A 14,087-nucleotide genomic window follows, 5' to 3' on the forward strand; every position below is an offset into this window, starting at 1 on the left:
GCTCGAAGCCCAGCGCGCGGCGATCGAAGCGCAGAAGCAGGCCGCGCTCGAGGCGCAGCGCCGGTTGCTGGCCGAATACCGCCAGGCGGTGGCAGACCGCGGCGCCAACGCGGTCGCCATGGGCCAGACCGCCTCCATCATGTTGCTCGACACCGAACTGGGCACGGTGGCGCAGCGCAAGGGCGAGCTGCGCACCCGTCCCGAGCGGGGCGGTTTCTGGCTGCGCGGGGCGGCCAGCGGCTACCAGGTCGAAACCGCCGACGCCAGCGCGTTCGACCAGGACGCCAGCGCGGTTTCGGCAGGCGCCGACTATGCCTGGGCGGGGCAGGCGGGCACGCTCTACCTCGGCGGCTTTGTCGGCATGTCGCGGTCCGGGCAGGACGCGGAATTCGGCACGCACGGCAAGATCGACAGCCGCTATGCGGGCATCTACCTGTCGTACGAGCACCAGAGCGGCCTGTACCTGGACGTGGTGAACAAGGTGGGCCGGATCGAGCAGGACGTGCGTTTCGACCTCCCGCTGGACCGCGGCGAATACGCCGACAACGTGTCGCACACCACTTATTCGGGCAGTATCGAAACCGGCTATCACTGGAACCTGGGCTCGGGCTGGTTCGTCGAGCCCCAGCTCCAGGGTATTTACACGCGCAGCAGCCAGACTTCGGTGCAGGGCAGGGCGGGCCTGCGCGCCGGCCGCAGCATCGCGCTGCAGCAGGGCGGTGTGATGCAGCCCTATGTCAAGGCTTCCTACCTGAAGCAGTTCTCCCACGACGACACCGTGTCTTTCGGCAACACCGATTATCACGTCGCGCTGCCGGGCAACCGCTGGCAGCTGGGCGGAGGGCTGGGCGTGGAGTCCGGCCGTCACGGCGCTTTCGTGGACGTGCAGTACGGGCATGGCGCCAGCGTGAGTCACGAACTCACGGCCAGCATCGGCTACCGCTTCCGCTTCTAGGAAAACGGGCCGGTTGCGCCGGTCGCCGTCCTTATAATGCGGGACGCCTCGATGCCTGGGAGGAGGGCCGTCCGCCGTGCAATACGAATATCTGTTCTGGTCCATGGCCGCGCTGGTCGCGGCCGCCCTGGCCGTGGGTTCGCTGTGCGGCCGCATGGCGTCCGCCGGCCGCACGTTCGCGGGCGTGGCGGTCTGGGCCTCGCGGTGCTGGCGGGCGTCGCGCTGCTCGCCCCCCGGGGCGGCTTCGGCGACATGGCGGGCATGCTGGCAATCGCCGCGGCCATGTTCACGCTGGTAATCGCGTCGGCGTCGGCCTTGCTGACGCGCCGCATCCGGCGCGGCGCGAGGCCGGGCGTCAGTCTTCGTCTTCTTCGTCTTCCTCTTCCTCGTAGTCCTCTTCGTCCTCGTCCTCGTCCTCGTCGTCCTCGTTCTGCTCGAGGGCGTCGTAGCCTTTCCAGGTCAGGCGCCAGCGCGTGGCGCCGGCGTTGGCGGCCGTCTCGCTGATCTGCTTCACCAGCCCGGCGTCGGCCAGCAGTTCGAGATGGTGGGCCACCACCTGCAGGCCCTGTTCCTCGGGGTGGGGCGCCAGCGCGGCGTTCTTGATGTCGTGTGTGCTCAGGTTCGGGCCGGACGCGTCGCGCAGCGCGCCCAGAATGGAAACCACCAGATCGAAATCGCGTTGCATGATGTGCACCTCGTCGGGGCTGGGAGGGAATGAATCCACAATAGCAGAGTTGCCGGGTTTCCAGTCCTGCTGGCACCACGGGTTACAGTCTCGCCTTTTCCCTTTCACCGAGTGTGCATCATGAAGAAACCCGCCGAACGTGATTGCCTTGCCATCGTTCCCGGCTACTCCGGCGCAGCGGCCAGGTTATTCCTGGCGCGCGACGAGGCAGGCCGGGTCTCGGGCGTGCTCGTTTTCGACCTGCAGGAGCGCCTGAAGGCGCAGGGCGACGCCCGGTCGGCGGCGGAGTGGGTCGGACAATGGCTGGCCCAGGAAAGCGGCAACCGCAAGGCGCGCCGCACCCGGCTGGAGGCGCAGCTGTTCGCCTGCCGCCATGCCGGATCCGACCAGGTCTCGTTCGAGCAGGCGCAGCAGGCGCTCAAGACGGTGCTCGCGGCCGCGGAGGTGCGCTGCCGCCGCGTGGCGGCCACGTCGGGGGGCGGCGCGCCGTCCCATCGGTCCGAAAGCCGGAAAAGCGTAAAGCGCGCCGCCCCATCCCGGGCCAGGGCTGTTATAGTCGCGCCTGGGTGTGCGCGCGCCTGCGTGCGCGCCCAGGCGGGCCACGTCCCGCGGATCAAGGAAGATGGAAATGGAAATACAGAGTCGGCTGGTTGCCGACGTGCCTGGCGGCGTAGCGCTGGACACCACGCTGGATGGCGAAAGCATCAGCACCTACGTTGTCACGGGCGTCACCGATCTCAATGCGATCGCTGACATCGTTCCCCGCGAAAAAGTCGACGCCGGCGCGGACATACACGCCGCAAATGTCGACGATGTTGATAATGCGCAAGAACAGATCGATCAGGTTCTGGAAAATATGAACCCTGGCGACGTTGCGGTTTTCCTTTGCGCCGATGCCGACGCCTTTGGCGCGGCACTCGACTTGCTGGGTTTGCCCATAGACGAGTAAGACCCCGGCTCCCGCCCGACGTCGTGCCAATGGCCTAGGACTTTTGTGCGCTGCCGCGGGACGGCGCTTATAGCTTATTTAAGCCGATATTTTTATTACGCATGGGTGGTTTGCACGCGTGCCGGGCGTTCTATTGCCTGTGAAAAGTGCGGATTTTCAACGTGGTTTCTCTTTGTTGCATTATTGGCACGTGTTTTTTAGGATTATGTTGACTTGTGAGGGGAACATAAATCATAGTTACGGCACACGATCACAAGCGTTGCGATTTTCGATCAGTGCCGTGCCTTTTCCGGCTTAGCGTTATTGTTCTACTGTCCCCTCCTTGATTGATTCGTGATCCCCGGGCGTTTGCTCATTATCTCTAGGAAATACAGTATGGAAACCGGCGTTGTTAAGTGGTTCAATTCGGAAAAGGGCTATGGCTTCATCACCCCGGAAGCGGGCGGCAAGGATCTGTTTGCCCACTTCTCTGAAATCCAGGCCACGGGCTTCAAGACCCTGGAAGAAAACCAGCGCGTCAGCTTCGTGACGGCCAACGGCCCCAAGGGTCCGCAGGCCACCAAGATCCAGGTTCTGTAAGAACCCGGCTCTCCGAGAAAAGCCCCGCAAGGGGCTTTTTTGTTTGACGATGACTCCAGCCCGGTACTTCGCTGGACTGCGCCGTAGCTCGATACAGCAGGTTTATCAAGAACTTACGCGCGTCCATCATATGCCGGTGCTTTCTGAAACTTGACCCGATTTTCCCTCGCGCCGCTCCTATCTGGCTCTTGGAATTCGGGTCGTTCCAAGGAGTCATCGTGGCGAAGATCAAGCTCACCAAGACCGCCGTAGAGTCGGCGCAACCCCAAGCCAAGGACATCGAACTACGGGATACCGTGGTGCCGGGTTTCCTCTGCAAAATTACCCCGAAGGGCCGCCGGGTGTTCATGCTCCAGTACCGCACGAACTCCGGGCAGCCCCGCAAGCCCTCGCTGGGCCTGTTCGGGGAACTGACCGTGGAGCAGGCCCGCGTCATGGCGCAGGACTGGCTGGCCGAAGTTCGCCGGGGCGGCGACCCCGGCGGCGCCAAGGCCGAGGCACGCAAGGCGCCCACGGTCGAAGCGTTGTGCAAGAAGTTCATGGAGGACTACTCCAAGAAGCGCAACAAGCCCAGCACGCAGCGCGGCTATCAGGCGGTCATCGACCGCTGCATCGTCCCGCTGATCGGCCGCAAGAAGGTGCAGGACGTGAAGCGGCCCGACATTGCCGGGCTGATGGAGAAGCTGGCCTACAAGCCGGCCGAGGCGAACAACGCCTTCGGCGTGCTGCGCAAGATGTTCAACTTGGCCGAAGTGTGGGGCTACCGCCCGGACGGCACGAACCCGTGCCGCCACGTCCCGATGTACCCGCCCGGCGAGGAAACCCGGCTCATCGTGGACGACGAGCTGGCGCTGATCTTCCGCCAATTGGAGAAGCTGGAGGCGGAAGGACTGGAGAACTACGTCATCCCGCTGGCGATTCGCCTGCAATTCGAGTTCGCCGGTCGCCGCTCCGAAATCTGCACACTCGAATGGGATTGGGTCGATCTGGAGAACCGGCGCGTGGTCTGGCCCGATAGCAAGACCGGCGGCCTTTCAAAGCCCATGAGCGCGGAAGCCTACCGGCTGTTTTCGACGGCGCCGCGCCGTGAAGGTTGCCGCTATGTCCTGCCGTCGCCCAACGACCCGACCAAGCACCTGACGTTTGGCGAGCACTATGGCGGTTGGAAGCGCGTGCTCAAGGCCGCCGGCGTCCCGCACGTCGGCACGCACGGCATCCGCCATCGCTCGACCACCGACATTGCCAATTCGGGCGTGCCGACCAAGGTAGGCATGAAGCTGACGGGGCACAAGACCGTGGCGATGTTCATGCACTATGTCCACACCGAGGACAAGCCGGTGCGGGATGCGGCCGAACTGGTGGCGAGTCGGCGGCAGGCCATCACGGGCGCGCGGCGCCCTGCGGAGGCCACGGCATGAGCAAGAGGACGCCTTCGGTGGCGCCCCCCGCTGCCTTGCCGGCCGACTATCCCCGTTCCGCAATTTCCGAGACAGTGTCTGGGAAATTCGGCCTCGCCGAGCTGGCCAAGGTCTTCACGCTGCCGTGGTCGGCCTATACGCTGCTGATTTCGGTCAAGGATGCCCGCGTGACCGGTGGCCGGCATCCCGTCCTGTCGGCTTCGATTGTCGTGCCGGCGTCACGACAATCGGGTGGGTCATCCCTTCTATCTAGGTGCTACACCGGAGACTGGAAAACTATGCCCGTTTCGGGTATAGTTTGGAGGTCGAAATGACGGACATCCTCAAGCGCAAGGACTTTGCACGCTGGCAGTCGGGCGAGAAGCTGTCCGATGCCGCGTTGTGCAAGGCGGTTCAGGAGATGGAAAGCGGTCTGATCGACGCGGACTTGGGCGGCTCCCTCTACAAGAAGCGGGTGGCCCGCCCCGGCGGTGGCAAGAGCGGTGGCTACCGCACGCTGGTATCGGCCAGGATCGGCAGCCGCTACGTGTTTCTGCATGGTTTCCCGAAGAACGACAAGGCGAACATCACGCAGGACGAGAAGAAGGCGCTGCAATTCGCCGGCAAGGTGTTCTTGGAACTGTCTGCTGAAGCCTTGTCGAAGGCGTTGCAGTCGGGTGTTTTAGTGGAGGTGCATTGTGAGCAAGATCATTGAATCGCTGCGTGGCGACCTGGCTGCGCTCCACGAAGTGGGCGCGATCAGCAAGGTGACGATGCGCAAGTTCGACGCGATCTGCCCGCCACCGGTGCGGGAGTTCGGTGCTGCAGACATCAAACGCCTGCGCGAAGCCTTGAAATTTAGCCAGCCGGTGTTCGCGCTCCACCTTCACACCACAGCCTCGACGGTGCGCAAATGGGAGCAAGGCGAGACTCGCCCGGCCGGTCCGGCCCTCAAGCTGCTCAACGTCATTGCAGACAAGGGCTTGCAGGCCATCATCTGATGCCTGACTAGGGAGACAGGCATTGGCGACGCGAATTGACCCTTTCAGCTCACAGCATCTTGAAGCCGCTTGCCGTGTGCTTGCAGATACCGAGCGGGGCCTGAGCGGAACGCAGATCGAGCGCCTGCTGCAAGAAATAGAGGTTGCCGACACGTCGCCCGGCATCACCAAATGGAAGCGGTTGTTCAATGCGCTGGCTGGCGCGCAGAACCGGCACCAGATCGGGAACCATCTCATCATGTTCATCAATCGCGCGATGAACCCGGTGAACTACGCCCGCGACCCCGCGACGTTCACCTGGCGGCGCGACGAACTCAATGTCGTCCTGGCCTTCTCCGGCTTCTACGTGCGCGAAGACGGTAAGGTTGGGCACGCCGACAAGGCCACGACGCTTGATGCCGCGCGCGCCCGAGCTGGACGACTCAAGGCCGCGCTCGAAAGCCGCGTCGTCCACGCGGAAGTGCTGAACTATTGCCGTGCCGAGCTGCTGGACGAAAACTACTTCCATGCCGTGTTCGAGGCAACGAAAGGCGTTGCGGAGCGGATTCGCTTGCTGTCGGGCATGAACGGCGATGGCGCTGACCTGGTGAGCAAGGCATTCGTGTTAGCGCCGGTGTAATACTGACCCACCCCGTCGGAGTAAATCTGACCCACCTGGGCAATGATGGTGGCTTTTTGGCCACCGACAATGTTGACTCAGGAGCAAGCAGTGGAGATCAAGGTAATGGCGCGTCGCGGCGTCAGCATTCGGGAGATGGCCAAGCAGCTAGGCTGCTCACGCAACACGGTCAGGCGATACCTGCGTGAGGCCGGATCGCGCGCGGCGAGTATGCGCTGGGCGAGCGCCTGCCGACGGGCAAGCAGCTGGCGGCGACATATGGGGTGAGCACGATGGTGATCCGCGAGGTCACCGAGCATCTGCGGGCGCACGGGTATATCGAAAGCCGGCAAGGGGTGGGCTGCATCGTGCGGGCCACGACGCCGGAGACGGGGTTCCAGCTGCCCCGGCGACAGGAACTGGACGCGGCCGAGCTGGCCGCGATCTACGAGCTGCGGCTCGATCTGGAAAGCGCGGTAGCCGCGCTGGCGGCGGAGCGCCGCAGCCAGGCCGACGTGGACGCGCTGGCGGCGATCCTGGCGCGCCTGGAAAGCGGGCTGCGCGACGCGGGCAGCAGCGCGGCCGACATCGAGTTCCATGCGCGCATCGCGGCGGCCTGCGGCAACAAATATCACCTGCGGCTGCTGCAATACCTCAATACCCAGCTCTACCAGACGGTGCGCACCGCGCGCGAGAACACGCAGCGCGAGCCCGGCCTGCCGGAACAGGTGCATCGCGAGCACGTGGCGATCTTCGAGGCCATCGAGGCGCGCGACGCGGTGATGGCGCGCGCGGCGGCAGTGTCGCACCTGCTGCGCGCCATGGACCGCCTCGGCCTGCGGCACGGCGCCCCGGCGGCCGCGACGCCCGCCGCCGCTTCTTTCTCTTCCGACGGCGCGCCGCGCGCGCGCAGGCGCAAAGACTGAGCCGTCGCAGGTAATTTCCATGGAGACAAATCATGACTGACATCCGACCGCGCCCGGACGCGGACGTGCCCTATTGCCTGGCGCCGCTGCCGCTGTCGCAACAGGAGCCCGCCGCGTTCGAGATTCCGCCGGGCGCCTGCGATACGCACGCTCACGTGGTGGCCGACGATGCGGCGGCCTATCCCATGGTGCCGGAGCGCACCTATACGCCGCATCCGGCCACGGAGTCCATGTACCTGGACATGCTCGGGACGCAGGGTATGTCGCGCGGGGTGCTGGTGCAGATCAGCGTCTACGGCACCGACAACCGCTACATGCTGGAGGTGCTGCGCCGCCACCCGGATCAATTGCGGGGCATCGGCGTGGTGGGGCCCGACGTGACGGACCGCGAGCTGGAAGACATGCACGCGGCGGGCGTGCGCGGGCTGCGCATCAACGTGCTGTTCGGCGGCGGCATCGGCTTCGGCGCGATGGAGACGCTGGCGAGCCGCATCAAGGACCTGGGCTGGCACATGCAGTTCCTGATGGACGCGCGCCAGTTGCCGGAATTGCTGCCGCGCATGCGCAAGCTGCCGGTGCCGGGCGTGGTGGACCACATGGGCCACATGCCGGTGGCCGAGGGCTTGCAGAGCCCGGGCTTCCAGGCGCTGCGGCACATGGTGGCCGACCATGGCTGGTGGGTGAAGCTTTCGGGCGCGTACCGCATCGGCACGCAGTTCGACGCCTATGCCGACGTGACGCCCTGGGCGCGCGCGCTGATCGAGACGGCGCCGGACCGCATGGTGTGGGGCAGCGACTGGCCGCACGTGCACATCTCGCCCATGGTGAATACGGGCCGACTGCGCAACCAGCTCGCGCAATGGGCGCCCGAGGCCGAACTGCGGCGCCGCATCCTGGTGGAGAACCCCCAGCGGCTCTACGGCTTTCCGGCGGCATGACGCGCCGCGACTTTTCTGGCGGGCCCTGGCGGGCCCGTCTTCATACAACGACTCAAGAGACAGATCATGCAGTGGTATAGAGAACTGAATCCTACCGAGCGCCGCACTTTCATCGGCGCTTTCGGCGGCTGGGCCATCGATGCGCTGGATTTCATGGTGTTCACCTTCGTGATTTCCACGCTCATCAACCTGTGGGGCATCGAGAAAGGCCAGGCCGGCATGCTGGGCACGGTGACGCTGCTGTTCTCGGCCGTGGGCGGCTGGCTGGCCGGCATCCTGGCCGACCGCTACGGGCGCGTGCGCGTGCTGCAGATCACGATCCTGTGGTTCTCGATCTGCACGGTGGCCATCGGCTTCTCGCAGAATTTCGAGCAGCTTTTCCTGCTGAGGGCGCTGCAGGGGCTGGGCTTCGGCGGCGAATGGGCCGTGGGCTCGGTGCTGATGGGCGAGATCGTGCGCGCGCAGCACCGCGGCAAGGCGGTGGGCACGGTGCAGAGCGGCTGGGCCGTGGGCTGGGGCGTGGCCGCCATTCTGTACACGGTGGCGTTTTCGGTGCTGCCGCCCGAGTGGGCCTGGCGCTCGCTCTTCTGGATCGGCGTGGCGCCCGCGTTCCTGGTGCTCTACATCCGCAAGCACGTGCCGGAGCCCGAGGTGTTCCAGCGTTCGCGCGCCAAGGTGGACGCGTCCGCCGAAAAGCCGTCGTTCTGGAAGATCTTCTCGCCCGAACTCATCAAGACCACGCTGGTGTCGGCCGTGCTGTGCACGGGCGTGCAGGGCGGCTATTACGCCATCACGACCTGGCTGCCGACCTTCCTGAAGACCGAGCGGCACCTGTCGGTGCTGGGCACCGGCGGTTATCTGATGGTGATCATCCTCGGCTCGTTCTGCGGCTACATCGCGGGCGCCTACCTGGCCGACAAGCTGGGCCGGCGCGCCAATCTGCTGATTTTCTCGGTGCTGTCGGCCCTGTCGGTCTACATCTACACGCTGGTGCCCCTGAGCGACGATCAGATGCTGATCCTGGGCTTCCCGCTGGGTTTTGCCGCCTCGGGCATCTTCAGCGGCATCGGCGCCTATCTGACGGAGCTGTTTCCCACCGAGGTGCGCGCCAACGGCCAGGGCTTCGCCTACAACTTCGGGCGCGGCATCGGCGCGCTGTTTCCGAGCCTGGTCGGTTTCCTGAGCCAGACCCACGGCCTGGCCTGGGCCATCGGCGCATTCGCCACGGGGGCCTATGCCATCGTGATCGTGACCGCGCTGCTGCTGCCGGAAACCAAGGGCCGGGTGCTCAACTGAGCCGGGCCTGAGCGCCGGCGCGCCGCGCGTCCCCGGGGACGCGCGGCGCCTGCTGCCGCCCCCCGCGGGCCGGATCGTCGTCCGGCTGCGGGGGGCGGTTCGCTTGGGCTTCCCGTGCGGGCTACAGCGGCTTGCGCGGCAGCGCGGGGCCGGGGCCCGTGCGCTCGGTGATGAGCGCGTAGTGCTCGGGACGCCGGTGGCGCGCGAAGTCGAAGACGTTGCGGCGGAACGCCTCGGCCAGGTCCAGGTCGACATGGGCCGCGATGACTTCGTCATCTTCGGTCACGGTCTGCGCGGCGATCTCGCCGGTGGGGGCGACGATGACCGAGCCCCCGATCATGTGATGGCCGTCTTCCGAGCCGCACTTGGCGGCGGCGGCCGCCCAGACGCAGTTCTGGTAGGCGCTGGCCTGCAGCGTGATGAGGTGGTGGTGCATGCGCAGGTGCACCGGCTCGGGCCAGTGAATGTTGTGCGAGGGCGTGTTGTAGCCCAGGAGCACCAGCTCGGCGCTCTGCAGCGACATGGCGCGCCAGGTTTCGGGCCAGCGCCGGTCATTGCACAGGCACATGCCGATGCGCGCGCCCATGGCGTCCCATACGCCGAAGGGCTCGTCGCCGACCCGGAAGAATTTCTTTTCCAGGTGCTGGAAGGGCGCATCGGGCTTGTGGTCGTCGTGGCCCGGCAGGTGGATCTTGCGGTAGCGTCCCACAATGGCGCCGGCCCTGTCGACCAGGATGGCGGTGTTGTAGGGCACGCCCTGCGGCGTCAGTTCGGCATAGCCGAGATAAAAGCCCACGCCCAGGCGGCGCGCCTCGTCGAAGAGCGGCTGCGTGTCGGCATTGGGCATGCTGGCCTCGAAGAAGCGCGCCTGCGCTTCTTCCTCGCTCATCCAGTAGCGCGGGAAAAACGTGGTAAGCGCCAGCTCGGGAAACACCACCAGCTCCGCGCCGCGTCCGTGCGCGTCGCGCAGCATCTCCACCAGCCTTGCCACGACCTGCCGGCGCGTATCGGCCAGGTGCACCGGCCCCATCTGGGCCACGGCCAGCCCGATGCGGCGTCCGGCTTTCCCCTTTTCGTTCATTGCTTGCGTCCCTTTTCGTCTGTGTTCGCGTGTGCGGTTGCGGCCGGCATGGAAACGCCAGCCGTCCGGGCATAAGCATGCCGTCTATGCCGCCGCGGCGAAACCCGCCGCGCGGCGGCCGGGCCCGCGCCGCCGGCAGGGCGCAAGTCCGCGCCGCCATTGGGTTTTCGAGCAGCGGCGCGCTGCCGGCGATAGCGCGGCGTTATGGCGGTGGCACAAAATTCGATGGCCGCCGGGGGCGGCGCCCCCTAGTCGGCCAGCATCTGCGAGACGGCTTCGAGAAAGCGCCGGCCGAGCAGGGGAATCGGCGCCAGATTCGTGTGGGTGGCCCAGATCTGCACGTGGGCGGGCGGTTCGACCGGCCGGATTTCGACGTGGCCGGCCAGTTCGGGCGTGACGCACCAGCGGTCCACCAGCGCCGGTCCCAGGCCCTGCAGGACGAAGGCGCAGGCCGTGACGGGCGAATGGACTTCGACCGCGGGCGCGCAGGCCGGTTCGCCGCCGAAGAAGGGCGCCAGCGCCCGGCTCAGCGGCGTGTCGGGGGGATAGCCTATCCATTGCGCGCAGGAAAAGTCGCCGGCGTGCACCACCTCGTGTCCGGCCAGTTCGTGGCCGCGCGGCGCGAGGCAGACGATGGGCACGGTTCCCAGCAGGGTGGAGCTCAGGTTGGGATGCTGCGGCGGCGACATGGACAGGCCAACGTCGGCGCGGCCGGTGAGGAAATACCCCGCCAACTCGTCATAGGTGACGCTGCGATAGTCGATGCGGCTGCGCTCGTTGCGCCGGCGCATGCGCAGCAGGGCCTGGGGCACCAGGCGCTGGCCGAAGGTGGCGCTGGAAACCACGCGCAGCATGCCCGCGCCGTCGCGGGCGAGCGAGGCGGCCAGGTCGTTGACGCGCTGGATGCCGCCATAGACCTGCTCGACTTCGCCATACAGCCGGCGCGCTTCCGGCGTGGGCACGAGCCGGCTGCGCGTGCGCTCGAAAAGCGCATAGCCCAGCCGGCTTTCGGTAAGAGCGAGCACGCGGCTCACCGCGGGCTGGGACACATGGAGCATGCGGCCCGCGCCGCTGATCGAGCCCGACATCATGATGGCGCGGAACACCTCGATCTGGCGCAGGTTGAGGGGCCGGCTGCCGCCGGGCGCCAGCGCCGAGGGGGAATCGTCATCGTGCATACCGGCTGCTCGTCTCTGGCTGTGGGATTGCTGGCAATAACGGCGGATTATAGGTTCGGGACATTTTTCGATGAGGGAGCGGCGCCGCGCCGGTGATAACCTGCCCGGCGCAGTATCAAACCACAACAGGGGAATACGAATGAACCGCCATCTTCAACGCGGCCTGCGCGCGGCCGCCCTGGCCGCCGGGCTGGCCTGCGCCGCCGCCCACGCCGCCTTTCCCGAGAAACCCATCACGTTTGTCGTGCCGTCCGCCGCGGGCGGCTCGCCCGACGTGCTCTCGCGCCTGGTCACCACGCAGGTGTCCAAGGATACCGGCGCCAATGTGGTGGTCGAGAACCGCCCGGGCGCCGCGGGCAACATCGGCATCACGCTCATCAAGCGCGCCGCCGCCGACGGCTACACCATCGGCTACGGCAATATCAACACGCTGGCGGTGAACCGTTCGCTCTTCAAGAAGCTGCCGTACGACGTAGACCAGGATCTCGCGCCGGTGGCGCACCTGTTCGATCTCTACAACGTGCTGATCGTGCCCGCCGCCTCGCCGGTGAAGTCGGTGCAGGACCTGATCGGCCGCGCCAAGGCGGCGCCGGGCCGCATGTCGTACGGCGCGTCGGGCGTGGGAACCACCGGCCACATGGGCGGCGAGCTTTTCAAGAGCATGGCCGGGATCGACGTGACGTTCATCCCCTACAACGGCGGGCCCGCCGCCATCCAGGACCTGCTGGGCGGCCGGCTCGACTTCATTTTCGTGAATTCCTCGGAAGCGGTGCCGCTCATCAAGAGCGGCAAGGTGCGCGCGCTGGGCGTGAGCAGCCTGAAGCGGCTGTCGCTGCTGCCGGAAGTGCCCACCATCGACGAGCTGGGCCTCAAGGGTTACGAGACGGTGGCCTGGGGCGGGGTGGTGGCGCCCAGGGGCACGCCCGATGCCGTCGTGCGGCAGCTCAATGCCGAGCTGGTCAAGGCGCTGCAGGCCCCCGAGGTGCGCCAGGGCCTGGCCGCGCTGGGCGCCGAACCGGCGGGCGGAAGCCCGGCGGACTTCAAGAAGCTGATCGACGCCGAAACCGCCAAATGGCGCGGCATCATCGAATCGGCCGGCATCGAGAAACTGGACTGAGCGCAAACGCGGCCATACGCATGCAAGCCGATCTCATCATCACCAATGCCCTGATCGTGGACGGTTCCGGCGGGGCGCCGGTCCGGGGCAATCTCGCCATCCAGGACCAGCGCATCCTCGCCGTGGGCGAGTTCCAGCCGCCCGCCGGCGCAAACACGAGGGACGCGGGCGGCAAGGTGCTGGCGCCGGGCTTCATCGACTCGCACACGCATGACGACGGCTATCTGCTCGCGCACCCCGACATGACGCCCAAGGTGTCGCAGGGCATTACCACGGTGGTCACGGGCAACTGCGGCATCAGCCTCGCGCCGCTGGTGCGCGACGCCGTGCCGCAGCCCCTGGACCTGCTGGGGCCGCCCGGGCTGTTCCGCTTCGCCACGTTCGCCGACTGGGTCGCGCACCTGCAAGCCCAGCCGGCCGCCACCAACGTGATCGCGCTGGTGGGCCACACCACGCTGCGCGTGGCGGTCATGGACGACACGGCGCGCGCGCCACGCCGCGCGAGCGCGAGGCGATGGCCGGGCTGCTGGACGAGGCCATGCGGGCGGGCGCCTTCGGCGTATCCACCGGCACGTTCTATCCGCCGGCGGCGGCCGCGCCCACCGACGAGATCATCGACGTGTGCGCGCCGCTGGCCGGCCGCGGCGCGATCTACGCCACGCATCTGCGCGACGAGGCCGACCACATCGTCCCGGCAATGGAAGAAGCGCTGGAGATCGGCCGCGCCACGGGCGCGCGGGTCGTGTTCTCGCACCACAAGCTGGCCGGCGAGCGCAACCACGGCCGCAGCCGCGAAACCCTGGAGCTCATCACCCGGGCGGCCGCGCGGCAGCCCGTGTGCCTGGACTGCCATCCGTATCCCGCCACTTCCACCATGCTGCGGCTGGACCGCGCACGCCTGGCCAGCCGGACGCTGATTACCTGGTCCAAGGGGTATCCGGCCGCGACGGGCCGCGATTTCAGCGAGGTGCAGGCCGAACTCGGGCTGGACGACGAGGCCGCGCTGGCGCGGCTGGCGCCGGCGGGCGCCATCTATTTCCTCATGTCGCCCGACGACGTGACCCGCATCTTCCAGCACCCGCTCACCATGGTGGGGTCGGACGGCCTGCCGTTCGACCCGCACCCCCATCCGCGCCAATGGGGCACCTTCACCCGGGTGCTGCGCCGGCTGGTGCGTGAAGAGGGGACGCTCAGCCTGCCCGCGGCCATTCACCGCATGACCGGCCTGGCCGCGAGCCAGTACGGCCTGGCCGACCGCGGGCTGCTGAAGGCCGGGCACTATGCCGACCTGGTGCTGCTGGACCCGGACACGGTTGCCGACCTGGCGACCTTTGCCGAGCCGGTGCGGCGCAGCGAAGGCATCGAGGCGGTGTGGGTCAACGGCACG

The 14,087-nt window shown here is 66.9% G+C and carries 16 protein-coding genes and 2 pseudogenes; 14 read left to right on the top strand and 4 right to left on the bottom strand.

From position 1 onward, the window contains the following. On the top strand, positions 1–955 hold a 955-nt coding region (locus tag AD428_RS12640; RefSeq protein ID WP_053245396.1), incomplete at its 5' end, for an autotransporter outer membrane beta-barrel domain-containing protein. 76 nt (positions 956–1,031) lie between these two features. After that, positions 1,032–1,253, top strand: coding sequence for a hypothetical protein (locus AD428_RS12645; RefSeq protein ID WP_235490105.1), 222 nt, complete (start codon positions 1,032–1,034; stop codon positions 1,251–1,253). 57 nt (positions 1,254–1,310) lie between these two features. On the opposite strand, the gene AD428_RS12650 is transcribed toward AD428_RS12645, so the two are convergent. Both AD428_RS12650 and AD428_RS26790 read right to left on the bottom strand, forming a co-directional pair. Continuing rightward, positions 1,311–1,640, bottom strand: coding sequence for a DUF2513 domain-containing protein (locus tag AD428_RS12650; RefSeq protein WP_053245404.1), 330 nt, complete (start codon positions 1,638–1,640; stop codon positions 1,311–1,313). A gap of 186 nt (positions 1,641–1,826) precedes the next feature. Beyond that, complete coding sequence (locus AD428_RS26790) at positions 1,827–2,243, bottom strand: hypothetical protein (protein WP_160318580.1); 417 nt, start codon at positions 2,241–2,243, stop codon at positions 1,827–1,829. A 25-nt stretch (positions 2,244–2,268) separates the two neighbouring features. Between AD428_RS26790 and AD428_RS12660 the strand changes: the two genes are divergently transcribed. From AD428_RS12660 to AD428_RS12700, 10 genes and pseudogenes are all read left to right on the top strand, one after another. Next, positions 2,269–2,589 (top strand): hypothetical protein, encoded by a 321-nt coding sequence (locus AD428_RS12660; RefSeq protein ID WP_053245398.1) that lies wholly within the window; start codon positions 2,269–2,271, stop codon positions 2,587–2,589. 375 nt (positions 2,590–2,964) lie between these two features. After that, positions 2,965–3,168 carry a cold-shock protein gene (locus AD428_RS12665; protein WP_053245399.1) on the top strand — a complete coding sequence of 68 codons (204 nt, stop codon included), beginning with the start codon at positions 2,965–2,967 and terminating at the stop codon, positions 3,166–3,168. Between the two features lie 218 nt (positions 3,169–3,386). Then, positions 3,387–4,586: a tyrosine-type recombinase/integrase gene (locus AD428_RS12670; protein ID WP_053245400.1), complete on the top strand. Its 1,200-nt coding sequence runs from the start codon at positions 3,387–3,389 to the stop codon at positions 4,584–4,586. Positions 4,587–4,896: 310 nt separating this feature from the next. After that, positions 4,897–5,280 carry a type II toxin-antitoxin system RelE/ParE family toxin gene (locus AD428_RS12675; protein ID WP_053245405.1) on the top strand — a complete coding sequence of 128 codons (384 nt, stop codon included), beginning with the start codon at positions 4,897–4,899 and terminating at the stop codon, positions 5,278–5,280. Then, a complete protein-coding gene (locus AD428_RS12680) occupies positions 5,264–5,566 on the top strand; it encodes a helix-turn-helix domain-containing protein (protein WP_005304626.1) in 303 nt (100 codons plus the stop codon). Before AD428_RS12675 ends, AD428_RS12680 begins: the two co-directional genes overlap by 17 nt. Before the next feature lie 22 nt (positions 5,567–5,588). Next, positions 5,589–6,185 carry a TIGR02391 family protein gene (locus AD428_RS12685; RefSeq protein WP_235490108.1) on the top strand — a complete coding sequence of 199 codons (597 nt, stop codon included), beginning with the start codon at positions 5,589–5,591 and terminating at the stop codon, positions 6,183–6,185. A gap of 69 nt (positions 6,186–6,254) precedes the next feature. Continuing rightward, positions 6,255–6,374, top strand: a pseudogene (locus AD428_RS24960) (helix-turn-helix domain-containing protein); the annotation flags it as partial. A gap of 5 nt (positions 6,375–6,379) precedes the next feature. Continuing rightward, positions 6,380–7,090: a FadR/GntR family transcriptional regulator gene (locus tag AD428_RS12690; RefSeq protein ID WP_053245401.1), complete on the top strand. Its 711-nt coding sequence runs from the start codon at positions 6,380–6,382 to the stop codon at positions 7,088–7,090. 32 nt (positions 7,091–7,122) lie between these two features. Continuing rightward, positions 7,123–8,028 carry an amidohydrolase family protein gene (locus AD428_RS12695; protein ID WP_053244841.1) on the top strand — a complete coding sequence of 302 codons (906 nt, stop codon included), beginning with the start codon at positions 7,123–7,125 and terminating at the stop codon, positions 8,026–8,028. 66 nt (positions 8,029–8,094) lie between these two features. After that, entirely contained in the window at positions 8,095–9,324 is a 1,230-nt protein-coding gene (locus AD428_RS12700; protein ID WP_053244840.1) for an MFS transporter, read from the top strand. 121 nt (positions 9,325–9,445) lie between these two features. Here the strand turns inward: AD428_RS12700 and AD428_RS12705 are convergent, their stop codons facing one another. Next, entirely contained in the window at positions 9,446–10,405 is a 960-nt protein-coding gene (locus AD428_RS12705; RefSeq protein ID WP_053245402.1) for an N-carbamoyl-D-amino-acid hydrolase, read from the bottom strand. Positions 10,406–10,653: 248 nt separating this feature from the next. Beyond that, complete coding sequence (locus AD428_RS12710) at positions 10,654–11,583, bottom strand: LysR family transcriptional regulator (RefSeq protein ID WP_053245403.1); 930 nt, start codon at positions 11,581–11,583, stop codon at positions 10,654–10,656. A 139-nt stretch (positions 11,584–11,722) separates the two neighbouring features. Here AD428_RS12710 and AD428_RS12715 point away from each other — a divergent pair, with 139 nt between their 5' ends. Continuing rightward, the gene (locus tag AD428_RS12715) at positions 11,723–12,700 is read left to right on the top strand and encodes a Bug family tripartite tricarboxylate transporter substrate binding protein (RefSeq protein WP_053244839.1); all 978 of its coding nucleotides are present in this window, start codon (positions 11,723–11,725) and stop codon (positions 12,698–12,700) included. Between the two features lie 20 nt (positions 12,701–12,720). After that, positions 12,721–14,087: pseudogene (locus tag AD428_RS12720) on the top strand (N-acyl-D-amino-acid deacylase family protein); the annotation flags it as partial.

This window comes from Achromobacter sp. DMS1, from assembly GCF_001270295.1.